Annotated in this window: 23 protein-coding genes and 3 pseudogenes; 7 read left to right on the top strand and 19 right to left on the bottom strand. The window is 42.5% G+C overall.

Annotated elements, in window-relative coordinates:
- Positions 1–371: 371 nt before the first annotated feature.
- From gerQ to HPL003_RS20045, 6 genes are all read right to left on the bottom strand, one after another.
- Entirely contained in the window at positions 372–824 is a 453-nt protein-coding gene (gene gerQ / locus HPL003_RS20070) for a spore coat protein GerQ (RefSeq protein ID WP_014281577.1), read from the bottom strand.
- Between the two features lie 52 nt (positions 825–876).
- Positions 877–1,299 carry a cell wall hydrolase gene (locus HPL003_RS20065; protein WP_014281576.1) on the bottom strand — a complete coding sequence of 141 codons (423 nt, stop codon included), beginning with the start codon at positions 1,297–1,299 and terminating at the stop codon, positions 877–879.
- 156 nt (positions 1,300–1,455) lie between these two features.
- A complete protein-coding gene (locus tag HPL003_RS20060; protein WP_014281575.1) occupies positions 1,456–1,851 on the bottom strand; it encodes a DUF2500 domain-containing protein in 396 nt (131 codons plus the stop codon).
- 188 nt (positions 1,852–2,039) lie between these two features.
- Positions 2,040–2,222, bottom strand: coding sequence for a hypothetical protein (locus HPL003_RS20055; RefSeq protein WP_014281573.1), 183 nt, complete (start codon positions 2,220–2,222; stop codon positions 2,040–2,042).
- Positions 2,223–2,421: 199 nt separating this feature from the next.
- A complete protein-coding gene (locus tag HPL003_RS20050) occupies positions 2,422–3,672 on the bottom strand; it encodes a WD40/YVTN/BNR-like repeat-containing protein (RefSeq protein ID WP_014281572.1) in 1,251 nt (416 codons plus the stop codon).
- A 164-nt stretch (positions 3,673–3,836) separates the two neighbouring features.
- Positions 3,837–5,228, bottom strand: coding sequence for a branched-chain amino acid transporter BcaP (locus HPL003_RS20045; protein ID WP_014281571.1), 1,392 nt, complete (start codon positions 5,226–5,228; stop codon positions 3,837–3,839).
- A 230-nt stretch (positions 5,229–5,458) separates the two neighbouring features.
- On the opposite strand from HPL003_RS20045, the gene HPL003_RS20040 reads away from it, so the two are divergent.
- Positions 5,459–6,388, top strand: coding sequence for an L-lactate dehydrogenase (locus tag HPL003_RS20040; RefSeq protein ID WP_014281570.1), 930 nt, complete (start codon positions 5,459–5,461; stop codon positions 6,386–6,388).
- A gap of 222 nt (positions 6,389–6,610) precedes the next feature.
- Here HPL003_RS20040 and HPL003_RS20035 read toward each other — a convergent pair whose 3' ends face one another.
- Positions 6,611–7,714 carry a DUF3900 domain-containing protein gene (locus HPL003_RS20035; protein WP_014281569.1) on the bottom strand — a complete coding sequence of 368 codons (1,104 nt, stop codon included), beginning with the start codon at positions 7,712–7,714 and terminating at the stop codon, positions 6,611–6,613.
- Positions 7,715–8,020: 306 nt separating this feature from the next.
- Between HPL003_RS20035 and HPL003_RS20030 the strand changes: the two are divergent.
- Together HPL003_RS20030 and HPL003_RS20025 are read left to right on the top strand one after the other, a co-directional pair.
- Positions 8,021–9,211 (top strand): annotated as a pseudogene (locus HPL003_RS20030) (MFS transporter).
- 320 nt (positions 9,212–9,531) lie between these two features.
- Positions 9,532–9,910: pseudogene (locus tag HPL003_RS20025) on the top strand (aldo/keto reductase); the annotation flags it as partial.
- Positions 9,911–9,992: 82 nt separating this feature from the next.
- On the opposite strand, the gene HPL003_RS20020 reads toward HPL003_RS20025, so the two are convergent.
- Positions 9,993–10,358, bottom strand: a complete 366-nt coding sequence (locus tag HPL003_RS20020; RefSeq protein ID WP_043922462.1) for a cupin domain-containing protein — start codon at positions 10,356–10,358, stop codon at positions 9,993–9,995.
- A 165-nt stretch (positions 10,359–10,523) separates the two neighbouring features.
- Complete coding sequence (locus HPL003_RS20015; protein ID WP_014281564.1) at positions 10,524–10,886, bottom strand: cupin domain-containing protein; 363 nt, start codon at positions 10,884–10,886, stop codon at positions 10,524–10,526.
- A 223-nt stretch (positions 10,887–11,109) separates the two neighbouring features.
- On the opposite strand from HPL003_RS20015, the gene HPL003_RS20010 reads away from it, so the two are divergent.
- Positions 11,110–11,973: a LysR family transcriptional regulator gene (locus HPL003_RS20010; RefSeq protein WP_014281563.1), complete on the top strand. Its 864-nt coding sequence runs from the start codon at positions 11,110–11,112 to the stop codon at positions 11,971–11,973.
- 93 nt (positions 11,974–12,066) lie between these two features.
- Here the strand turns inward: HPL003_RS20010 and HPL003_RS29955 are convergent, their stop codons facing one another.
- The 4 genes and pseudogenes from HPL003_RS29955 to HPL003_RS19995 all read right to left on the bottom strand — a co-directional run bounded on the left by HPL003_RS29955 (position 12,067) and on the right by HPL003_RS19995 (position 14,542).
- A complete protein-coding gene (locus tag HPL003_RS29955; RefSeq protein WP_014281562.1) occupies positions 12,067–12,261 on the bottom strand; it encodes a hypothetical protein in 195 nt (64 codons plus the stop codon).
- Between the two features lie 55 nt (positions 12,262–12,316).
- A complete protein-coding gene (locus tag HPL003_RS20000) occupies positions 12,317–12,850 on the bottom strand; it encodes a TetR-like C-terminal domain-containing protein (RefSeq protein WP_238533400.1) in 534 nt (177 codons plus the stop codon).
- 384 nt (positions 12,851–13,234) lie between these two features.
- A pseudogene (locus HPL003_RS29950) lies at positions 13,235–13,351 on the bottom strand (amidohydrolase family protein); the annotation flags it as partial.
- Positions 13,352–13,390: 39 nt separating this feature from the next.
- Positions 13,391–14,542, bottom strand: a complete 1,152-nt coding sequence (locus tag HPL003_RS19995; protein WP_014281560.1) for an epoxide hydrolase family protein — start codon at positions 14,540–14,542, stop codon at positions 13,391–13,393.
- A gap of 107 nt (positions 14,543–14,649) precedes the next feature.
- Here HPL003_RS19995 and HPL003_RS19990 point away from each other — a divergent pair, with 107 nt between their 5' ends.
- Both HPL003_RS19990 and HPL003_RS19985 read left to right on the top strand, forming a co-directional pair.
- A complete protein-coding gene (locus HPL003_RS19990; RefSeq protein ID WP_014281559.1) occupies positions 14,650–15,504 on the top strand; it encodes a helix-turn-helix domain-containing protein in 855 nt (284 codons plus the stop codon).
- A 708-nt stretch (positions 15,505–16,212) separates the two neighbouring features.
- On the top strand, positions 16,213–18,138 hold the full coding sequence (locus tag HPL003_RS19985; protein WP_014281558.1) for an endonuclease MutS2: 1,926 nt from the start codon (positions 16,213–16,215) through the stop codon (positions 18,136–18,138).
- 194 nt (positions 18,139–18,332) lie between these two features.
- Here the strand turns inward: HPL003_RS19985 and HPL003_RS19980 are convergent, their stop codons facing one another.
- The 5 genes from HPL003_RS19980 to HPL003_RS19965 form a co-directional block, all read right to left on the bottom strand.
- On the bottom strand, positions 18,333–19,238 hold the full coding sequence (locus tag HPL003_RS19980; protein WP_014281557.1) for an ROK family protein: 906 nt from the start codon (positions 19,236–19,238) through the stop codon (positions 18,333–18,335).
- Positions 19,239–19,299: 61 nt separating this feature from the next.
- Positions 19,300–20,106, bottom strand: a complete 807-nt coding sequence (locus HPL003_RS19975) for an HAD-IIB family hydrolase (RefSeq protein WP_014281556.1) — start codon at positions 20,104–20,106, stop codon at positions 19,300–19,302.
- Between the two features lie 49 nt (positions 20,107–20,155).
- Positions 20,156–20,323: a hypothetical protein gene (locus tag HPL003_RS29290; RefSeq protein WP_014281555.1), complete on the bottom strand. Its 168-nt coding sequence runs from the start codon at positions 20,321–20,323 to the stop codon at positions 20,156–20,158.
- Positions 20,324–20,678: 355 nt separating this feature from the next.
- On the bottom strand, positions 20,679–21,899 hold the full coding sequence (locus HPL003_RS19970; RefSeq protein WP_043922461.1) for an MFS transporter: 1,221 nt from the start codon (positions 21,897–21,899) through the stop codon (positions 20,679–20,681).
- Between the two features lie 33 nt (positions 21,900–21,932).
- Positions 21,933–22,934, bottom strand: coding sequence for an ROK family protein (locus tag HPL003_RS19965; protein ID WP_014281553.1), 1,002 nt, complete (start codon positions 22,932–22,934; stop codon positions 21,933–21,935).
- Positions 22,935–23,127: 193 nt separating this feature from the next.
- On the opposite strand from HPL003_RS19965, the gene HPL003_RS29945 reads away from it, so the two are divergent.
- Entirely contained in the window at positions 23,128–23,301 is a 174-nt protein-coding gene (locus tag HPL003_RS29945) for a hypothetical protein (protein ID WP_014281552.1), read from the top strand.
- Positions 23,302–23,640: 339 nt separating this feature from the next.
- On the opposite strand, the gene HPL003_RS19960 is transcribed toward HPL003_RS29945, so the two are convergent.
- On the bottom strand, positions 23,641–24,597 hold the full coding sequence (locus HPL003_RS19960; protein ID WP_043922460.1) for a tyrosine-type recombinase/integrase: 957 nt from the start codon (positions 24,595–24,597) through the stop codon (positions 23,641–23,643).
- Positions 24,598–24,939 lie beyond the last annotated feature (342 nt).

Raw genomic sequence — 24,939 nt, 5'->3', positions numbered from 1 at the left:
TGCTCCCCATCAGCCGTCATTACGGCAGACAGGCGCACCTCCTTCGGATAGTTTCATCATAGACAGAACGATAACACATCATAAGCAGCGTCAACTTCCCAACACAATCACTCCTTCCGGCTTTCACAAGCCATATTTTCGCATGAATGACGAATCCATTCATCAGCTTATATTTAATTATATAGTTATACACTACACAGTCAATCCGCAAGGTATGTCAGAAAAATCGGCTAACGCGGTCATTTTGACCGGAAATCGCCATTTTCCGCCTCTTACCACAAGGGAAGCTACTATATTTGAGAAAGAATATAAGTAAAATAAATCCCCCGCCGTAAGGCAGAGGATTGGGGGAAAAACTATATATGAAGACATCAGCGAACCGGGGACGAGCCCGGATTACCCATGACGCCAGGATATTGGTACAACAGCGGCTCATCAAAAGTCGCATAGTCCAGATTCACCATCAACAGAATGGTGCGTCTTCCAGTAGAAGGATCACTGATAATAATGTGGTCGCGACCAGCCGCTTCCAAAATACCCTTGAAAATTTTCGCGTTCCATTCCCGGTTATTTTCATAGGTCATATAAAAAGTACCCGTTTTGCCCAGATTCAGGCGCAAAATATTTTCAATATAAGATTGCTCATATTGTGGAGTCTGAGTCTGTACCACCGTGCCAGTCGGTGTCATTGCGCTACCGCTATTGACTTGAGGGGGAAAGGTGCTGATGGGCTGCATGGTTCCCATTGGAGCCAACCGGGGCCATTCGGGAAACCCGCCGCCAGCAGGATAAGAGACAGGACGGTAAGCTTGCTGTGAAATCATGTAAATTCCTCCTAAAATGGTTTTAAATCATCCAAACTCATGTTATTACGCTTTAATAGACGGCAGGGCAATCCTGTGCAGTTGGACTAAAGAAACAATGCGCCTTGTAACGGCCGGTGTTAGTCTGGTTATACCAGGTACCCGGACATTCCCCGGAAGGTCTGAAAAACCACAATGCATTCGAAGCCGGGCGGATTTTCTCCCCATTAATGACACGCCGGGCAAGACGAACGTCACGGTCACGAGCTCTTTGATAGAAGTACCCCTTTTGCGTAGCTTCAAATCCGCCGGGACTTTGAAACACCATGTCATTCATGAGGCGAATTCCCTGAAAATCCAGACAATTGGCCAAAATCCGATTAACTCCGACATTGCCGACCATGAGCATTCCCTGCTCTCCTTCTCCTTCGGCCTCTGCCCGCATAAGCCGGGCGAGTGTCCTTACATCCCCTGAGTTGACATTAATAACAGCCAACGTCTCTCCTCCTTACTGCTCAATCATATATCGTATCGTATGGTACAAATGCCCAATGGGTGACAGTGACAGCGAAAAAAAAGACAAAAAAATAGCCCCCTGGCCTGTTGTATTGCAGGAGGCTGCCCATGAATGAATGGGAGAGTGAGCTGCTGTCTACATTTTAACCTGTTCCAAGCTATAGCGATTAAGACGCTGGAACCCGATGTACCGTGTACCCTGAAAGGTAAGTCGCCCCTCATCTCCCTCGGCACATTGACCATATTCTTCCCCGCTCACCTTAAACTCCATCCGGTCGCCACTCTCCACCTCGAAAGTTACATAATAGAAAGTATAGGTACGAGTCCCTTGTTCCTCCTGCCGCCTTTGTTGGAGATGTGTCCTTCTGGCCGTAATTCGGGAACCGACTGTCAATACAGGCTGCCTTTTATTCCGGCTCCATTCCATGACTTCCTTGCCCGCAGACAGTACGACAATACCCAACACGACTACGAAAAATACGGGCAGTACCGTACCCAGCCAATCGAACATCCATAATGACTCAAATCCCATGCACCGCACTCCTCTCCGCCAGGCATTCCACAGGGAAACGGCCGGGCATCTTCACATGACCTAAGCTTTCTGTAATAGTATATGTACGTTCCTGCCCAAATTTGATAGCAACCCTCAAGAACGCCAAGAGCCTCCACGGAATGATCCGGGAGGCTCAACATATGGCGATATCAGAATAATGCATCTGTTTATACATGTACAAGCTGGAGATAACGTTGTGTCTCATCCAGAACTTCATTTTCTTCCGTTTCGGCGTAACGCTCTGCACATTGCTTACAATCCTCTTCAGTCGTGCAACCGTAGGCATCTTGGCAAGTGTAACAAAATTGAAGGTAGTATTGGGTTAACATATGATCCTGATTCGCTCTCATGATTATCACTCCTATCGTTGTTTACAGGTTCAGTATAACAGCGGCTCATTCGATAGATTGTGATTTTTTTCACATAATGTCGTATAAAATTTAAATTTTTTAAAAATAAAAAGCCCTGTGCCTCTTCCCTGTATCTGCATGGCCTTTTGAGGACGTGAAAAATTAGGGGAAAAGCACAGGGCAATCGTCCTGGCGAAGGTTATAGGATCCTCCAGTTGGCACCGCCATCTGTCGTTTTAAGTAACAGTGATTTCTTGTCGTCCAATCGTTCTAGAAGCAGCCACCCTACCGTGGAAGAAGCGAAACGGAGCTTGACCGCTCGCGGGTAATCCTGAAGCTTCGATGGCAATACTTTGCTGCCAGTAAGGATTGTCCACGTTTTGCCCCCGTCCATCGTTCGGTTCATTCCGGTTGGGGTTACGGTCCACCCTTCCTTATCATTTAGAAAAGTGCGGCCGGGAATAACGGAGTTTCTTTTACTGCTCAGCCCCAAAGACACATTGTTCCATTGCATGCCTGCATCAGCAGTAAACAGTCCGCTATACTTTGTACCGCTGTCCAAATAACAGAGAACAGGAATCCAATACGAGGAACTTTTTCCTTTAAAAGACTGCGGAGCTTCGGCTTTTGCTTGAGGACAACCCTGCATCTTGCTGGCTACCGGGGTCCAAGTCTTCCCTTGATTCGAAGTCTTATAAAGCTTAACACTGCTATCCAGATTAATCACAACAAACCCCTGCTTGTTGCCATCAAAGCTCATTCCCGCCATGCTGCCCAGATCGGGCAGGCCCGAGCCTGACTTATTGGATGACATGCCAGAACTTTGCGCAACCTTCTTCCATGTCGCCCCTCCGTCAGTGGTATGATACAACAGCTTTTGTTGATCCTGCTCATTCAGGTTTGTAGACGCCATAATCCATCCGGTAGACGGATTTACATATTGTATCGCGCTCACATGTTCCCCGCTTGGGAGCGCTGAAATATCCCAGCTCTGTCCCCCATCAGCGGTTCTGAGGATGACGGTTGCGGTTTTGTCCAGATTTTGACGGACAACCCATCCATGCCGGGAATCGGTAAAGCTAATATCCTTCCCATATTCAAGCTTGTCTTGAAATTGAACGTTTTCGGAAGGAGAAATATTATTCCAGGTATTCCCACCATCATGCGTATAATAGAGCCGAAGCTCATTACGAGTAACTCCCCAAACGAAACCTTTGGTATTATCAATCAGATGGAAATCAGCTATTCGTGTCTGAACTACATATTTGGCATTGGGATCACCCACCTTCGGCGTCAATGGTGGATTAATAGTTATCGTTTGTCCCTGGTTATCCGGTTCCTCAACCGGAGGTTTGGTTACGGTTTCTGCGGGTTCGGAAGAACAGCCGGACAGCAAGATACCTGTCAGCAGCAATACTCCCCCCAGGAGCGCACGCCAGCGCAGTTTCATATAAAGATCCTCCCTCGATGGCATGCGGTAATCCCGTGCCACAAGCTTATCTGAAACAGAATTATACCATAAACGACCCTAAGTGACACTTTTCGCGCACTCATACAAAAAGCCGGCATCCTCCACATAAGTGCAGGATGCCGGCTTTTTAACATTCAGACAAATTAGGATTTACGGTTTAACAAACTTTTGTGATATCCGTAGAAGAAATAAATCAGCAGACCCAGCAGAAGCCAAACGATAAATCCAATCCATGTGCTGATATGAAGCTGAAGCATCAAACCGACGCAAACCAGGGCACTCAAAAGCGGGAGTAACGGGACCCAAGGCACGGTAAAGCCTCTTTTCAGATCGGGACGTTTCTTACGCAGAACGATCACCCCAACCGATACAACGGCAAAAGCGAACAGGGTTCCAATACTCGTCAGGTTCGTCAGAGCATGTAATGGGAAAAATCCAGTAGCCAATGCGATGATGCTTCCGACCAGCCAAGTGCTTCGGATTGGTGTTTGAGTTTTAGGACTGATTTTAGATAAAAATACCGGTAACAGACCGTCACGCGACATCGAGAAAATTAACCGTGTTTGACCATACAACAGTACGAGTAAAACCGTGGTCATCCCGGCAATCGCACCGACAGAAATGAGTCCGGCCACAAAATCCTGATGGATAAAGCGCAAAGCAAACGCAACAGGATCATTTACCCCTAGCTGCGTATAAGGCACCATTCCGGTAAGTACAACCGAAACCGCTATATACAGCACCGTACAAATCGCAAGCGAGGAAATAATACCAATTGGCATATTCCGCTGTGGATTACGTACCTCCTCTGCTGCCGTTGAAATGGCATCGAAACCCAAGTAAGCAAAAAATACGATTGCCGCGGCACTCAAAACACCGGAAAAACCATAGGGTAGAAACGGTGTCCAGTTAGCAGGCTTAACATAAAAAATTCCGATCCCGATAAACAGCAGGACAACTCCGACTTTGACACAAACCATAATGAAATTAAATCGGACTGTTTCCTTGGCTCCGAGACTCAGCAGCAGTGTGATCAACATAATAATACACACAGCAGGCAGGTCAATAATGGTTCCCTTGGCTGAATCGAAGGCTGCGGTTAAAGCCAGTGGTAAATGTATATCAAACCCAGCCAGCAAACCTTGAAAATAAGCAGACCAGCCACTGCTCACTGAGGCGGCCGCCACCCCGTATTCCAAAATTAAGTCCCAACCCAGTACCCAGGCCAGAATTTCCCCAAACACAATATAGCTATACGCATAAGCGCTACCGGCAGCGGGAACCGTAGATGAAAGCTCTGCATAGCACAAGGCTGCCAGCACGCAGGCAATTCCTGCAATAACAAAGGAGATCATCAGGCCAGGACCCGCATTTTCCGCTGCTGCCTTGCCTGTGATCACAAAAATCCCGGTACCGATAATACATCCTACACCCAGCATAGTCAGATCGAAGGCACCCATCGTTCTCTTCAAGTGACCCGTCGTTCCGTTTTCTCCATGCGGGAGCATCCCTGTCTTTTTTCGAAATAAGTCCATAATCATAATCCTCTTTCCATAATGTCCTACGCTAATATTGCTACTGCAACGCTTTAGTGTGTGTTTCTGTCATTCGATTAATTATTAGCGAGTCCCTGTTTGAAGTCAAGGAGAAATGTCATATTTCTTTGCAGTGAAGGGCACATATACGGTAAACTAAGTTGGAAAGATAAATTTTGTATTATTAAAAAATGAAAAGGTATGCAACCCGAGAAGGAGATGAGGATTTTATGAGCTTAAAACCTTACAAACGAAGCAGAGTGGCCATTGTCGGCATGGGAGCGGTCGGTACAACGACCGGTTACACCCTCCTGCTACGCCAACGCATGTCAGAACTTGTCTTTATTGATGTTAATGTCAAAAAGGCGCAGGGGGAAATGCTCGATATGAATCACGGGCTTCCCTTTCTCGGCGGTGTCAAAGTGTGGGCGGGTGATTATGAAGACTGCCGTGATGCGGATATCATCATTGTTACAGCGGGCGCATCACAAAAACCGGGAGAAACACGCATTGATCTGCTCAAGCGTAATGCCGAAATTTTTGAAAGCATTATTGATAATATCGTCAAGGTCAACACACACGGCATTTTGCTGATCGCAACCAATCCAGTGGACATTCTCTCCTACATCTCCTGGAAACGTAGTGGCTGGCCTTCGAGCAGAGTTATCGGTTCAGGTACGCTGCTGGACAGCGCACGCTTCCGTTATTTGATCGGTAAGCAAAAGGGCATTGATCCTCGCAGCATCCACGCCCATATTATTGGAGAACATGGCGATTCCGAGCTGCCTGTATGGAGCATGGCCAACATCGCAGGAACTCCATTGGAGCTGGGTGAAGAAACGAAAAATGAGATTTTTGAAAGTACCAAAAATGCAGCCTATGAAATTATAGATGCCAAAGGCGCGACTTCTTACGCCATCGGGCTGGCTCTCGACCGTATCGTAGCCGCCATTCTGGGAGACGAAGGGTCGGTACTTAATGTGTCCACTTTGCTGGAAGATTATAACGGAGTGTCTGACGTTTACCTGGGTGTCCCGAGTATTGTAGATCACAATGGGGTACGCGAAATTTTGGATCTTCCACTGAATGATAAGGAACGTCAAGGGCTGAATCAATCTGCGGACAAGCTGAAAGATCAAATCAGTAAACTCAACTTGTAGTCTGGGCGCAGTGAAACGATAGACTGAAAGAGCTAGCTGGCCTCCATAAACGGAGCTTTTGTTTCTTATTAAGCAAATAGTCATGCTCTACCAGTAGTGGTTCCGTATAGCCATTTAACTGAACAAGCCAGTTTCCCTGAAAAGGGAACTGGCTTGTTCGAATTTCCTTAAAAAATTGCAGGTTAACTTTCTCTTTAGACAAAGCTGTTTATTAAAAAGGAATTACCAAGGCGGTGTGTCGCCATCGGCAAACTCGTCTTCTTGCTGGCGCTTCTCTTTCAACCGCTCAGCCACCGTGTCGAACGATTCAGGTTGAAGCAGCTCAATCGGTGAAAAGCCTTTTTCAAACGTAAATGCGTCGCCTTCAATGATAAGCGCGTATCTATCGTGCAGCTTCGTAATATGCAGCTTGGCCCCAAAGTCGGACAGCAGTCCACGCACAGCCGTATCATCCAGCTTGAAGCGAACTTCAATTTCCGGCCTTAGCTCAACAATATGCTGTGCAGCCTCTACGACCTGAAGAGGTTCCCATTTTCCTTGCAAATCCCGCTTTTCACTGGCCGCCCAAAGCTCCAGTTCACGTTCTTCCTGCTGTCTTTCCTCATTAGAAGCATCTGGCCATTTGGTTTCCACATAGTTCTGAACGAAGCCCATGACATGCTCATTGACGATTTCCGGCATGGATTGCTCATAGGTCACAAATTTCAGAAAATTCTCAAAATACCGGGCATGCGAGGACTGGTGAATTTTAAGCTCCCACTCATCGTTCATCCCCTCCTCCAGCATGTAAGGATACATGATGGATTTCATATTACGGGCTGAAATGGCCATTTCGACCTCACTGACCAGACTGCTTTCGGTAATCCTGGCAATTTTAGGTTCAAAATCACATTTGAGCACAAAAATAAACGGATCATCGGAGTGTGTATTCAAGGTAGCCTGTACAATGATCAACGCTCCGCCGCGTACCGCGCTCGTATCCAGATACATCCGCACCAGATCGTCGCAGGCATTTTTAAAATCTTCCTTATCCTCTGCTGCCCGCAGCCGGGCGAACATATTGAAATTCGGATTACTGCTCAGTTCATGCTCCGGTTCGACGATAAAGCGGCCAATTTTGGTCGGTGCCTGCTCTGTGCTCGGATTTTTCTCGACCTTCCGCTTGCTAATGCGGGCAAATTCCCCATCCAGAAATTTTTTAACATCGCTTTCGTCATAATCATAGTCATCCATCGTAGCGTAATGCTTGTAGGACTTACCACCCTGTCCTTCTTTTCCGTCTACCTGAATTACAAAAAAAGATAAAAAGTCCACTTGAAAGTTCATTTACGTTCCATTCGCTCCTTTTCAGGCATGTACGCGTAATTATATCACTATGATTTTAAAAGGTACATCGGATGCAAATCCTCATCGTTAAAATACACATAGGTTTACATAATATTTATTATGTATTTTATTGAAAATAATTTCTGCATCATACTGATCTTCTTAATTCATAAAAAACAGTTGACTAAATAGTAGCTAATTCATTATATTATCTATTGTTATATAGACAAAAATACTTTTTGTTTATATAAACAGAAAAATAATTCTGGGTGAATTACGCCTAAATCAGAAAGGGAGAGTTTATTGTTGTTAAAAAATCCATATATAAGGACCATTATCGCCTCCAATGCGCTGCTCAATTTGGGCATCTGGGTGCGGAACTTTGCCATATTGTTGTATGTAACAGATCTGACTCATAATGATCCCATATACGTGTCGCTCATCTCGGTTGCTGAATTTGCGCCTATCTATTGGAGGTACGTTTGCGGACCGTTGGCGGCCTAAACGGACCATGGTTAGTTGCGATCTGCTGTCGGCTGCGTCTATTTTTATCGTGTTGCTGGCAATGTGGCATGGATCATGGCAGGTGCTTTTGCTGTCTACATTCTTTTCGGCCATTCTATCTCAATTTTCTCAGCCGTCTGCGATGAAGATATTTAAGCAGCATGTAGCACCAGAACAGCTTCAGGGAGTGATGGCCCTTTTTCAGTCTCTTATGGCGTTATTTATGGTTATCGGCCCCGTTATCGGTACATTTATTTATCAACACTTTGGAATTTTCGTTTCATTGTCTATAACAGGAATATTGTTTCTCATCTCGGCGCTTGTTCTAACTCGTATTCCACAAGATGAACAAGCGCTTGAGATAGACGATCAACCAACTCCTTTCATTCAAGAGCTTAAAGAAGGGATACGTTATGTATGGAATAACCGTACACTTCGCACGCTTGGGGGAACATTTACTGTAATTGGGCTGGCGGTCGGGCTTATTCAACCATTAATGGTTTTTGTCGCCATCGAGAACCTTGGACAAAACAAGGAATTTCTGCAATGGCCGTTAATGGCGAACGGAGCGGCTATGTTGGTGGGAGGCGGCCTGATTATGGGGGTTGCCAAAAAAGTACAGCCACAATTACTGCTGGTAACCGGACTTTTGGTAAGCACACTGGCAACCTTTGGAGTCGGATGGTCGCACAATATTATGCTGACAATGGCATTACAAGTATTCAGTGGCCTATTTTATCCTTGCATCCATATCGGTATCAACACGATGATGATGAAAAATGCCGAAGCTGCTTTTATCGGCCGCGTCGGTGGCGCCCTCTCTCCCTTGTTCTCCGGGATGATGGTCGTCGGTATGAGTATCGGCGGAACACTCAAACGCGAATCCTCCCTGAACACCGTATATACCGTGAGCGCCGGCTTGCGATGCTGTTGTTACCATTGCTTCGTAACAGGCAGCCTGTACAAGCTGTCATAGCCGATGATTCTGAATAACAGCACAAGAAAGCGCCCCTGGAGATATGATCTGCCATTCTCCAGGGGCGCTTTTGTTTATTTGAACTTGATGTATTTTAAAATAATAAATTTTATATTAATGGGCAAATTCATATTATCTTTTTCCCATTTTGCGGGATTTGTATTATCTGATTTAGTACCAACTCTTTTTGCCTCAGTATAATTTCATAACGCTCCTGAATGGTAGAGTCTCCTTCCAAACATTTTTTGATGTCTTCTACTGACATACCTTTTTTTTAAATAGCTCAGGTAAGCCGAGATTATAAATCCCAAAAATTATTAAATCAGGAGGGTTTAATATGCAAAAAGTAATTCTGAACAATGGAGTTGAAATGCCCTTGGAGATGCTCAAGTATGTGAACAGTCGGTTTACGACGCCCTTATTGCAGGCTATCGTTTGATTGATACCGCTGCCGCTTATCAAAATGAAGAAGCGGTGGGCAGAGCTACCAAAAGGAGCGGCATACCAAGAGAAGAGTTATTTATTACTACAAAACTTTGGATTCAGGATGCTGGTTATGAAAGTGCAAAAAAAGCATTTGCAAAATCATTGGAACGACTTCACTTGATTATTTGGATCTGTATTTAATTCATCAGCCGATTAGGGATATATACGGTTCTTGGCGTGCGATGCAGGAACTGTATCAGGAAGGAAAGATCAGGGCAATTGGTGTAAGTTTGATCATAGGCATTATCCGCGCACCAAATGACTATAGTTTCCCGTTACTTTAACGATGTAATCGAACTGAAGCTAAATGCATTAGATCCAAATATCATTGACTGCTGTTAATTCTGACTCAGTCTCGCCAGTGTTTACTACGCCCCTTGGCTCCACCAACATAATATGACATTCCTGGTTAGCGAAAGTTTTGTGTGCGACACCCCTTGGTACAATAAACATCTCTCCTTGGGAAATCTTTACTTGGCCATCGTGGAAATCGATGAACATCTCCCCTTCGAGCACGATAAACACCTCGTCGGTATCTTGATGATCGTGCCATACAAAATCCCCATCTATCTTGACCAATTTAAATTGATAGTCATTCATTTCTCCAATGACTTTCGGAGACCAGTGTACTTTGAACTTAGATAATTTCTCATTCAGATTAATAGCTTGGTAATTAATATTAATCTCTCCTTTTTCTTGTTCAATCTACTTGGGCAATTAATTCTAGTCTGCTTCTATAAGGAGGTTTTAGACTATTGGTTCAACTAGCGTTTCCCATTAGTTGAATCATTAGCTAAGGATCGAATCAAAATCAGTATAATTTTTTCACTGATGAGCGCTTCATCAAATTCGTTGAGGAATCGAAACGGTTCGTTCATTCACCACATTTCCCGTGTTTAGAGTAGTTTTTGGTTCGATTAATAGTAAATGGACCTCTTCTTCAGCAATTGGCTGATGTTCAACTCCTTTAGGTATAATAACAAACTCCCCTTCGTTAACAGCTACTTCACCGTCTCTCAAACGGATTAGAAGTCTCCCTTTCCATACGAAGAACATTTCGTCCTCGTGATCATGGTGATGCCAAATGAATTCACCCTTGATCTTTGCCATTTTTACGTATGAATCGTTCAACTCTCCGCCTATTCTTGGATTCCAATAATCAATTATTTGCAAAAATTTATCTTGTACATTGACCTTCGAAATCATGAGATTCCCTCCTCATTATTGGTAACGTGTGCTGCATTTTGCCCCGGTTAGAGTCTGCTTCTTCCCCATTCACTCCTCATCATCAGATAAAGAGGTACTCAATCACTTGGTTTTGGTGTACATCCCTCTTATTAACTAAGTTTACATACTGCGATGCATCACGTAAAATTAAAAAATAGTGTATAGATAATCAAATTTTGTGATGCAAAAGGAGAGAGTTGTTTTGGACATTAGATCTTTGGAGGTGTTTAAGGCAGTAGCAATTGAACAAAGCATTACAAAAGCTGCTGAGAAATTGAATTATGTACAGTCCAACGTTACTGCACGAATACAACGTCTTGAGCAAGAGTTGGGCGTTCCTCTGTTATATCGATATCATAAGAAGGTATCCTTAACACCTGCAGGACGTGAACTGTTGCCGTATGTAAACAAGTTGCTTTACGATTTCGAGGAAGCCATTGAGGCAGTTAAGCTTTCTTCTGCCCCGCGGGGAACTTTGCGCATTGGAGCTATGGAGTCAACTGCCTCTACACGATTGCCATTGATTTTTACACAATACCACAAGAAATTTCCACAAGTAGAATTAAGCTTATATATGGCACCTACTGTAGATCAGGTTAGTACCATTCTCAAATATAAGGTAGACGGCGCATTTGTGGATGGGCCAATTCTTCATCCGGAAATTGTTGAATACCCTGTCTTTGAAGAATCTCTAGTTTTGATTACAAGCTACTCTCCGGAACCATTCCAATTAGAATTGATTTTACATGAACCATTGCTTTCGTCATTCGCGCATTGCATCTATTTGGGACGTTGGCAGCGATGGCTAGAGGACAATGGCCATGCTCCTATGAAGGTGATGGAGTATGGCACTCTAGAGGGTGTCCTTAAATGCGTTGAAAACGGGTTAGGAGTCACCGTCTTACCTATATCTATGGTTGAATCACGGATGCAGGGAAGACTTAACTGTCACCCATTACCGGAACCGTACAGAACAGTACCCACTGTGTTTATAAGGCGTCGTGACTCGTACATGACCAGTGCTCTCTCACGATTTATGGAGCTGGTGGGCATAACTAATCTGTGATTTGTTGCTATTTACCAACTTAGAGTATTATTCGTAGGTATAATTAGTTGAATAGCGACGGATCTCTAAAGGAGAATCCGCCGCTACCACATACTAAAAAAATCGGCGATAAAGTTCTCTCCGGCGCTCTCCGCGAAGCTGCGTGGTTGATGCTTTTTCATACCCCAGCATGCCTTGATTAAAATCTAACGGTGCTCCGTTATCAAGCTGGCTCTTTCCCTTAATGTCTGACATGAGATCTTCAAATGGATTACATCCTCCTCCATCCATATCCGGCAACATAATCATTTAATTTCCGGCCACTCGGTACAATGGCTAGCTTCTTCTGGTAAGCGCCTGGTCATCATCGGTCCATTATATTTGGAGCTGTTTGCGGGTTTTTGAGGGCAGGCAGCAGAATGCCGTCGATTAGCGCTGTGAAGAAAAGCTTGTCAAACGGTTTACGCTGGATAAGTCCGCGAAAAGAAACCATTGAAGTAATAACCTGGCAAGCCATCTCAATGTCCGCGTGAGCAGGAATTTCACCGCGGTCGACGGCTCGGCTCATAAGCTTGCGGTTCACGACAACCCATGGCTCGAAAATCCCGGCTATTTCTGCTTCGGCAAATTCCGGATGCTGCAAAAAGGAGCCTAGGCCCGCTAGGACTCGAAATTTCCGTTCTTCCTCCGCGATCGATTGCGGCTTCAAAAGCACGAGGAGATCTTCGCGCAAGGTTCCTGTATCCGGCAAGCTTTCGAGCTCGAGATGACTAAATTGGGTTGCAGATGAAGGTGTGCCATTTCGCGACATCGCAAGTGTTATCGGTGAACACCTGAACGTGCCTGTAGTCAGCATTTCACGTGAAGAGGCAGACGCCCACTTCGGCTTCCTCAGCACACTTGCAGCGCTCGATATCCCGAGATCAAGCGTTGCAACTCAGGAACTTCTGGGATGGCGACCTGTGCAACCTGCACTATCCCCGACCTCGAACAGTCTCACTACTTCAACAACTGATTGGAATACTCCCGTAAATCCTAGCCAAAGGTACGGGAGCATTTTTCTTTTTTTAAAATAGCCTCCTCCCCATTATTGTACAGAAGGAATAAGGCTATTGTTGTGAATATTCTAGGTTTGGAGGAGCCAAACCTAATGGTGAAACGTATCTTTTCTCCGCCAAATAAAAGGCGCGGCATAACTGCCCATTAGTTGAGAAACGGCAGCCGATTGGTGCCGTCGTGTTATGCTATAGTTCTTCGTTAGCTATCAGTGTGCATATTAAAATTATTTAAAATACCATTTAATAGCATTCGAAAAAAAGATTTTATCCGTATCTTTTTCATCAAACAAACGCTGAATCCATTCGATGTTCGCATACTCAAAAGGTCTCTTCGCTTTTGAATAATTATTCTAAGGTATCTGCTCCATCAGAAACACTCACTATTCCACTCTATAAGGCTTGTAGAAGGCACGAATTTCTTGGGCTAAAAGCTCTGGCTCTTCCATGGCCGTAAAATGCCCACCACGAGCCATGTTAGTCCAGCGAGTTATATTTAAATTGCGTACTGCCCAGTCTTTTGGTGGTAATACTATATCTGCTGGGAATAATGCAACCCCAGTTGGTACTTTTATATAGCCTATTGGCGGCAGAGAATGTGAATTTTCGTAATACATCCGTGTTGACGACCCAATTGTGTTAGTAAGCCAATAAACCATGATATGCGTAATGAGTTCATCTTCGCTAAATCTTTGACGGAGGTCACCTCCACAATCACTCCAAGCTCGGAATTTCTCAATAATCCAACCGGCTAAGCCTACTGGTGAATCAGAAAGTCCATACGCAAGAGTCTGTGGACGTGTCGATTGTATCGACATATACCCTCCTTCTAGAGAAATCCATTCTAATGCTCTTTTCTTGTATTGAAGTTCTTCCTCTGAAAGTTTTACCTGCTCATGGGACGTAAGGAGATCTCTTATGATACCAATATCTGTTAGGTGAATCCCGAATAAAAGTTCAGGATGATTCGATGCCAGATATCTTGTAACTCCGGAACCTATATCCCCACCTGCTGCAGCAAACTTACCGTATCCTAATTCTTTTGTCATTAATTTAGCCCACATCTCGGAAACCTGATAATTGTTGACACCAGGATGGTCAGGAGAGCTAGAGAACCCGAAACCAGGTAATGAAGGGACAATGACATCGAAAGAATCCTTAGGATCACCTCCATAGCTAGCTGGATCTGTAAGAAGAGGAATAATTTTCTGATATCTAAGGTAACTATCTGGCCATCCGTGGGTTAGAATAATGGGTATGGGATTGGGACCCTTGCCGCACTCATGAACAAAGTGCACATCAATTCCATTAATGTTGCAGCAAAACTGGGAAAAACGGTTTAACTGAGATTCATGCTCGCGCCAATCATACTGTTCCCGCCAATACGAAACAAGGGATTTTAAATAAGTTAAATCAGCACCTCGATCCCAGCCTGAGTTTTCCAATTGATCCGGCCAGCGGATGTGCTGTAATCTTCTCTTTAAATCAACAAGGACTTCATCTGCAATGTGAATATGAAAACGTTCAACAGACATTATATTTCTCCTCCTTTTTTGTGCACATCTTAATGATATCCCTTGAACTTCTGTGGTACTATGCTAAAAACGAAGCATCTAACTATACTATTTGATAGGTGACCATTATGCCGCAGACCGACCGTTACAAAAAACGTTCAGTGAACATTGAATTTTTCGCCGTGGAGGACTTTAGTAACCTTCCTTATCCTCAACGTTTTACAATTATCTTAATTACTTCAGGAACCTTGAAAGGGATATTCAACGAGTTTCCCATAACTATTGTCGCTCCGGGTGTCCTTTGCTTGACTGAATATGATGTTATCCAAGTCAACGAGAAGGTTAGCGTAGCGGCGCAATCCTTTTGTTATGATTCCCAATTTCTCAACACCATAACACTGTCCGAAACGCAAGGTTATTTTCCAACTAGTCCGAGAATACAAACAGGTCTTTCGCTGTTTCAACGTGATCCTCTCTTTTTAAGCGTCCCCCATGTAACAGAAAAAGCATATCCGATTTTATTTGAATGGTTTTTTATACTTGGTATGGAAGTTCAGGCGCAAAGCGATTCAAACTGGGTATGCAGAATAAAAAAGTATCTTATACAAATTTTGGGGTTACTTGAGGATTTATGCCTGACCAGTGAACGGTCTCCTGTGGATTTAGCAATAGAATATATACAAACGAACTACTCAAGGAAGATTTCTTTGGAGGATTTGACGAATTGTGTCCATTTGAACCGTGTAACTCTCAATAAATTATTTAAAGAGAGATGCGGAAATACGGCAATAGGTTACATGCTTGAATATCGTTTGAAAGTTGCATGTGATCTTCTTACGCATACTGGTATGAAGCTGAATGAAATAGCGCACGCTACGGGATTCGAGTATGACACATACTTTATCAAGCAGTTTAAAGCTAAAAAAGGGATATCACCTACAAAATATAGGAATATCTCTCGTAAGTTTTCCAATGCTCAATAAAGGACTGAACAGATTAATATCTACGATGGATTCGCAGTATATACGAGTTCCATTCATCATTACAATTTTAATGATTATTATTCTCAATTAAAAGATAATAACTGCCCAGTTTTCATTAAGTTAACATAATATATATTACGTACATCGTATTTCTTTGTTCTCATGATCATTTTAGTATCGAATTGAAGAAGTCGGCCTTGACTTCAGTGCTTGCCTAATCGTATAGTATGGATATATCTTCAATTAAGGGAGAGATTTTAATGTCGGTGAACGTTCTTAACTAAGCAATTGCATATTCAGGGAAGACCATCAGGCACCTTGTACCCTTCGGGGATAGGTTTGTTTGTTGTTGTTTTTTTACCCTGGTATTAGTTAAGAACATGCGGATATCATAAATCGCCTTAGGGATTATTTACATTTAGGCCTTATTCCGTGCTGTGTTCAGCGCGGTTTTTTCGTTTTCAGGTTTTGTAACTTTCCTTTTATCCTTCCTTTATTCATGAGACGAATAGCTTACAAATGGGCTAATGCGTGAATAAATCGGAGGCTTGAATTTGGAATTACAACAGCTGAATTCCAGGCTTATTTGTCGATAATTTCCCTCTTTCCTTATGGGCGGAGAATGAACGATTTGTTCATTCTCCGCCCTTTTTTCTTTTGCAGTAAGGTTCCAAAAATCCTGACAAACAACCAAAGGAGAGATTTCTCATGAATGAAACCACAATGCAGCGTTTGGAATACGACCGAATCAAAACAAGAGTCTCCGAATGTGCCTTTTCTTACCTTGGTAAGCATCATGCCGCTTCCATGCTTCCCATTACAGACATTCGTACAATCAGGACTCGTCTTAATGAAACAAACGAAGCCTTGCAGTTGATACACCACGGAGCAAGCGTCCCTATCCCCTCACTGGAAGGGATGGAACATATTCTTCACTTGCTGGGAACCGGGTATTTGTTCAGCGAGCGCGATTTTTCTCACATGGCTCAGTTTATAAGAAGTTGCAGCCAACTCATAAAATACATGAATTCCAAGGCAGATGCCGCTCCAACTGTCAGTGCCTACGCTTCCTCCATGTATGGCATGGAGCCGCTTTTGTCCGAAATCGAGAAATGTATTTATTCAGGACGAGTGACAGATATCGCCAGTAAAGAGTTGGCTAAAATTCGCAAAAAAATAACGGTCACTGAAGAACGAATTAAAAGGAAACTTGATTCTCTTATCAGCCGGCATCGATCTATCATGCAGGAAAATATGGTTAGCCAGCGCGGCGGCCGCTATGTGCTTCCAATCAAAAAAGAATTTCGTAAACAAGTAAAAGGCAACGTCCTCGACGAATCAGGAAGCGGTCAAACGGTTTACGTTGAACCTGCTGAAATTGTCAGCCTGCAATTCGATCAGAGCGCGAACATGGCGGAAGAATCAAAAGAAGAAATGAAAGTGCTTGGTGAGCTTACAGCCCTCGCCGAATCATACACCCAGGAGCTCAGTATCAACACAGAGACGGTTGGTGTGCTGGATTTTTTATTAGCCAAAGCCAAATATGCCATGACTCTAGATGCTGTGCCGGTCGAGCTTAACCAAGACGGAATTATAGATATCCATGGTGCACGTCACCCGTTGATGGCGAATACCATGGTTCCGCTTGATTTTTCAATTGGTCAAGGCTATTCCTCGCTCATTATTACCGGTCCCAATACTGGTGGAAAAACGATGGCTCTCAAAAGTGTCGGCCTGTTAACTCTAATGGTACAATCCGGATTGCTCGTACCTGTGTTGGAAGGCAGCCGAATGGCTGTATTCGAGGAAATTGAGGTAGACATCGGGGACGGACAAAGTATTGAACATGCGCTGAGCACCTTTTCAGCACATATTCGCAATATGATCGGCATTTTGGAAACGGCGGGCAGCTCCACACTGATCCTGATCGATGAAATGGCATCTGGTACCGATCCGGGAGAAGGCGTAGGACTCTCCATTGCACTGTTGGAAGAATTCCACCGCCGCCAGGCAACGGTAGTGGCCACGACACACTTTAGTGAAATCAAGCATTTTGCCGAACATACACCCGGATTCCAAAATGCTCGTATGGAGTTTGATACCGAAACGCTGCAACCCTTGTACCGTCTTCGAATCGGTGAGGCCGGGGAAAGCTACGCATACGCTATTGCCTTGAAGCTGGGGATGTGGGATCGTATTATCGAGCGTTCTCAGACCATTTCTGCAGGCAGGACGTCTCGGAATACACAGGAATCGTTTATTATGCCCCCTGCTCTTGATGATGATAAGCCTGTGGTTGCAAATAAACCTTCCCCTAAAAAAGGAACTTTAAACCCTTCAGCCAAACCATTTGCCCTTGGCGATAGTGTTTTTGTAGGCTACTTAAATCGGACCGGAATTGTCTATAAAACCGAGGATGAACGGGGTAATGTAGGGGTTTTGATCCAAGGACAAAAGTTGACCATTAACAAAAAGAGGCTCACGCTTCACATTGCTGCTACTGAATTGTATCCTGACGACTATGATCTGGACATTGTTTTAGAAACAAAGGAAAACCGCAAAAAACGGAAGCTTCTGGAACGCAAGCATGTTCAAGGGTTGATCATTGAATCTCCTCCGGAAGAAGAAATGTAAACACATTTGCAGCTTTCGTTCGTAGGGCTCATAAATCGATAATGATTAAACATAATATTTATTATGTAAACTAATATATCGAAACAAGCTTCGATACCAAAAAAAGGCGTGTCTAAAGTTAATGACACGCCCTTTTGTTTATATTTTATTCGTTTATATTACTTTTCTGACACTCGTCGTAATCTAATCTTTTGTCATACTTCAAGATGATGTGATTGTTTGTAGTTATATATAGCGCCTAGCAAATTCGCTTCATTGCCTAATTTACTTTGCTCAATATCTGCACGCACAAAATTTAAGATCGAATCCAGATAAAGCTTCTCTAGCTCTTCTTTAATGGTAACAACGAGTAAAGGATTTGCAGATATGCCTCCCCCAATTACAAACTTTTCAGGGTCAAGAATCATCTGTAAATTAATAATTTGTATTGCAATGTTCCTACAGTATTCTTGAAAAATCGTTTGAACTGTGTGATCGCCTTCTTCAATGAGCTTGAATACCTTTTCACCTGTCATAGAATCTGCAGGAAGTCCTTTGGCTTTCGCAACGGTTTTAGATAAAACAGAACTACTCCCTTGCATACCAAGCAAATAATCAACATTGTCTACATACTCATTGTTAGTTCTGACGAAGGAGAATTCCCCAGCCGATAAATGATGGCCTTTCAGCAATTTACCTTGAGAGATGATTCCACCACCCATCCCTGTTCCAACTACCAGAACAACACCATCAGCGATTCCCTGTAATGAACCGCGCCATGCTTCTCCAAGAGCAGCACATTTTCCATCATTTTCAATCGCTACGGGTAAATGAAACGCTTTCTTAAAAACTTCGATCATATTTATATCATTTATATATCTTAATGAACCACCATGTACCATATGGCCACTTGCTGAATCCACAATACCTGGCATGCTGACGGCTATACCTACACATTCATCCATAAACTGATGATGAATTTGCTTCAAAGCTACAAGCAGGTTCTCAAGTGAGTCTAATGGTGTTGCAACTTTACCCTTGCTCATAAATTCACCTTGAAAATACAAACTGAATTTTATAAAAGAGCCGCCAATATCAAAAACCAATATCTTATTTTTCATGTTACGTGTAATCCTTTCATGGGGCAGTTTGGAGTACTTCTTTTTATAACGATAATTAATTTTAATTGTTTTGTAAATCTATCATTTTCTTTATCGTTAATAATACACCGTTTTCTTCGTTGGATTTAGTAATAAAGCTGGCTGCATTTTTAGTGTTCTCACAAGCATTTTTTACAGCGAAACTGTATTTTGCTATACTCATAAGTTCCACGTCATTTTCTCCATCTCCAAAAGACATGGTTTCATCCTCAGTAACACCCAATATCTCTTGGAGTTTTCTTACCGTCTCCCCTTTATGGGTATGAAGGGCTGTAATATCCAGCCAATTTGCTTCAGAATCAACAATATATATTTGATCCAACAAGGTCTTTTCAACATGCTTTCTTAATAAGGAACTTCTGCCAGATGGATCGTAAACGGTTATTTTAAGAAAGCTGCTGTTGATTTGATCAAATGAGTCAATCTTAATAACTTCCTTATAGGAGCCTTTTACAATTTGATAATATTCCTCTTGAATTTGAGAATGAACAAATGCTGCTTCCGTTGTACATGCTATGATAATGAAGTCATTGGAGAAACATTCAATTTCTCTTATCGCTTGTAATGCTAAATCGTGTTCAATCGTAAACTCTTTGACGACGACTCCATCCTTTTTAATACGAGTAGCACTGTCTCCTAAGATCCAGATCCCTTTTCCGTGCTCGCCAAACAATTCTTCTACTCGTTCACATTGTTTACCTGTACAAGCTACAAAGGAAATATTATTTTCTTGCATTTCTCTATACACCTGATTAAATAATTCGGCATCGAAAGTACCACTATTGTTCAGAAAAGTACCATCTAGATCACTTACCACCAGTTTAAACATACATAAATCCTCCCTTAATATATAAAGATCTTTATTTATCGAATTTAATTTACGACTTTTCATTATCTTTCCATGAATCAATATCAAAGTCTCTCTTAAAATTTTCAAGCATACGTGCTGCAAGCTTTTGAACAAGAGAAGAATGAGCCAAACTACTGATCACAAAGTACATAATGAATAAAATTATAACACACAAGATACCTTTAATCCCCCACATTGCCACACCTCCTTGTATTTGTATATCAACTTTTGTGCAAGATCTTTAATCAGATTTATTGGGCGCCGTGTATAGCCTGTTCACTTATTAAATCATTTAATTAAACATATTAATAAAGTGGATAAAAAAACTATTTTACTAAGTGGCTATATGAAGTCATTCAAAAAAATCATCAAAGGAACGGTAAGGTTTTACTTCCATAGGCTGCCCGGATAATACTAAGCACCAATAAGTACCAACCCATATAACTGAGCAAAGTAAAATCAATGAGATCATAGTGTGCCTCGCTTTCTCTTTTAGGTTATACGTTTACTTTAGCTGATGAAACGCGTTTCAGGTCAAGTGATAATTTAGATTAATTATTCAAAATTCTCTTTTTCAATATACGATTCACTTGTTCTGAACTGAACAGCATAAAAAGAAGGAAAACAAGGACTGCAACCGGAAAAAAATGAATACTTGCCTGAGAAGCTATAACCCCAAAAATGGGAGGAAGCAATGTTGTTCCTGTATAAGCAACTGCCATTTGATATCCCATGAGTTTGGAAGAATTTTCTTTACCAAACCGAGTTGGCGTTTCATGAAGAAGTCCAGGGTAAATCGGCGCAAGTCCTAACCCAATAAGAATAAACCCGGGTAATAAAAAGGCAATCGGCAAAGGAAGCAACAAAATGAGTCCTCCAGTAATTGCAGTAAGTTGGCCAGCCAGAATTAACATTCGATTGTTTATTTTTAAAGTAACGAACCCCGTAATAAGCCTGCCTACCGTAATTCCACCGTAGTATAAAGATATCCAACCAGCAGCAGTTTCGGCTGCAATGTTTCTAGCCCCTACCAAATAGCTTGCTCCCCATAAGCCTACCATGGCTTCCACACCACAATAAAATAAAAAAGTAATGAGCGTGTTCTTAACTCCCTTCATTTGGATTAGCCTTTGTTTGGGGATGTTCTCAACTTGTACAATATTATGATCCATCTGTGAGTAGTCAGATTGGACTTCGGGAATAACGGGATTTTGTATCGCGGTAACACGTTTCCATAATGGTAGTGTAATGAGCAAAATAATAACAAGACCCAACTGGATCATGGATACGGCTGTGTACCCACTTCTCCATGAGTTGTAGTTCGAAATGCAGAAAGACATAATAATCGGTCCCATCGTTGCTCCAACACCCCAAAAGCAATGCAGCCAACTCATATGATATGCCTTATAATAAGTAGCCACATATTGATTGAGCGCTGCATCAACAGCTCCCCCGCCAAGACCAAGAGGAATTGCTAATAATACTAGCCAAAATAAAGAAGGTGCAAATGAAAATCCGAGTAACGCTCCTGCAGTCAAAAAGCAGCTCACTAAAGTGACCTTACCTGTACCCATTCTTTCAATGATACTTCCGCTAACTAGACTTGATACAATGGTTCCCCCTGCGACGACCATGGATACAATTCCAGCTGATCCAAAGGACGCCCCAAGTTCAGGCCACATGACGGGCCAAGCTGACCCCAGCAGTGAATCTGGGATACCCAAGCTAATAAACGAAAGATAAATAATAATCAGAAACCATGTTGCCATCATTCTCTCCTCCTCTTTTCACTACGCATATATGCATTATTTAAAGACAATAATCGGACGTTCCAATTCTTTTAGAGTTAACCCTCTCAACCCTGTTTTAAAATCTTCATAAAATAAATCCGAGAGAATAATGTCAGGATACAAAGGCATCTTATGCTTAGATTTGTAGGATTCTAAAAAATGAAAGAAAGACGCTTCTTCAATATTCTCTCTATAGACCACAATTTGATCAGGGTCAAATATGGATTGTAAGATTTGAATAATTTCACATATACTATTGAAGAAAACTTCTGTTCCTTTGCTTTCATCCCAAACTATAGACGGAAGGAATTTGATTTCACCAGCCAATCCATGTTTGCCTTTTAAAACCCCATCCCGCAAATAAATTCCCATCCCTGGGGGAGAATTCTCAGGAAAATAAATAGCCAGCACACATTGATCCTTATCTATTTGTTCCCTGTAGACGTACCCACATACAGCGGCATTTACGTCATTCTCCACAATGACTGGCAAACCAAATTTACTCTGCACATCCTCTGCCAACCGAATTCCATTTAACCTTTCATAGCTGCTGACTGTAATTTCTCCATTTACAGATTGTCCCGGGATTCCTATACCAATAACTTTAATGGAAGGATAGAGAGAAATGATGCCTTGAATCGTAGAATAAAATTGTGTAGCATTAAAAATTTGAAAGGGATGCTCTTCTTTCATGAGAACGTCCTCATTTAAATCAACTACCGTGGTACACACGACATCTATCCCTTGTTTTTCATTAATATGTATAATCAGTGCTAGACTATACTCATAATTAAAACGATAGGTTAACGCATGTCTGCCTCCGTTTGATGGAACGATTTCATCTTCAAAGATTTCTCCATGATGGAGCAATTCCTGCATAAGCGTATTGATAGTTACCACACTTAAATCAGTTAATGCGGCTAGTTGGGGCTTGGTTGCCTTACCGATCTGCTTCAATACTTTACGAACCAGGTTCAGATTTATTTCTTTAATTAGATTTGCATTAGCTTTTTCCATACCTTGCACCTTCTTTTTTATAAAATTAATGAAGCCACTTTATAAAACACATTTATAAAGTGGCTTCATTAATTTTGCAGCAAAATATTATCTTTGTCAAGGCAATATCATACTGGCTTTTAATTCACCATTGCTTTCCAGCTTATTCTAAGGTTTATCATATGACAAGCGCTCAAATAAGGAGGAACATCTATTGCAGAATGCTGTTGAAGAACTCACCAGACTCATCGAGAATCATGAAAAAGAATTCTTTTCGATCTCTGAACTTGAATTTAATGCCAGACCTTTCCCAGAGAAATGGTCTAAAAAGAAATACTTGGGCATCTGTGCGACTCTGCTTCTAATAATCATCGAAGATTTATCATGATTAAGCATTCAACATCCCCTAATCAATATCAGAAAGAGTTCTCTCACGTGGATATCATTCACCTATGGAAACTATTAAATAAGCAAATCATAAATATATTAAACTTCTGTACAGGTTAGTTGATGATTATATTCAACATATGCAGCATCATTTGGAGCAAATCTATCAAAAACAAGACTAAGCGTTATGATAAATGGCAAACCGTCCACGATATATATTAATAATCCAAAATCATTGGTGCTATTTTTAAGTTAGGGTGTAATTCTTTCTAGTTAGTTTACATAATAATTATTATGTAATCCTATTCTATATATTCATTCGATGCACTTCAATATTTCCTTATGATTCCATCATCGGCACCTGAATATCCAGCTTATCCATCGCCTTTTCCTTCTCCCGATCCGTAACATGTGTATATACGGTGGTTGTCTGGATGGATGAGTGCCCCAGCAGCTCCTGCACTGTACGCAGATCGGCCCCCTTACGTAAAAGCATCGTTGCAAACGTATGCCGCAGCTTATGGCTAGAGTAGGCCACCCGAGCCTGCGCACCTTTATCTTGCTGGAATCGCTCGAACGTTTCTGTAGCGATCTGCTGGATAGAGCGCACTGCCAAACGGCGGCCTTTTTGCGACACGAACATCGCATCCTCCTTCCCTCTCCACGGCGTTAATCTTTCCGTTACTGCACGGTCTAAAATATCACACACAGCCTCCGGCACTGGAAGCGTACGCCACTTGCGTCCTTTACCAAACACATCCAAGGTGCGTCGTTCCCGGCTATAATCCGAGACATTCAAAGAATGAACCTCTCCCACCCGTAATCCCATATATACCATGAGCAGAAAAATAGCCATGTTGCGATTTGCATATTTCCCCTCCACTGCGAGCAAAAACGGCTGTATTTCCTTTTCATCCAAATAGACGGGCATACGATTCTTTTCAGTCTTTGCTTTTTTAATTCCAGATGCCGGATTCGTGCTGCACAATTCAAATTCCTGCAATGCTTTGTAAAAGCTACTTACCGCCGCATGCTTCCGGTTCCGCGTACTATCTCCGGCCCCACTTTCCCGCGCTTTAGACAGATACGACATAACATGAATTTTCTTCACCTGATCAAGTGGCTTTTCACGCAGCGTACGTAAGAACTGCTTCACATCCCCCATATAGTTTTTTTGCGTATGTATCGTATAACCTGCATCTTTCATCCAAATCAAAAAAGCTTCCAACTCCTCAGCATACACTTCATCAATATCATCTATCTTATCCAGCTCCATTTGCCGTCCCTCCTTGTTCATCCCGATTACCTCTGCTCCGATTCATCTTCCCAATATACTGTAAAACGTCCATTTTCGCCTACTTTTTATCGACAATTCGATCGACATCTTGTGCGTGAGGGCTGATGAAAGTCGATTTAAACCTAAACTGCGTATAATTTATATTATACGCAGTTTTTTTTGCTGCTTTTTAAGTATAAATAATGCCCTCTATCCTTGTCTACCACCATTTTGACTGATTTTCTCCTTAGATACCGTTATCGTCAGCATCAGGAAGCATATCTAAGAACCCACGGGGTGAGTAGCCGTCGGCGGGACATGGATGATGTGAAAAAGAATTTTGCTGTCTCACTCCGTTTTCCC

The organism is Paenibacillus terrae HPL-003 (assembly GCF_000235585.1).
Lineage (GTDB): Bacteria > Bacillota > Bacilli > Paenibacillales > Paenibacillaceae > Paenibacillus > Paenibacillus terrae_B.
This window is presented reverse-complemented; position numbering and strand designations above follow the sequence as displayed.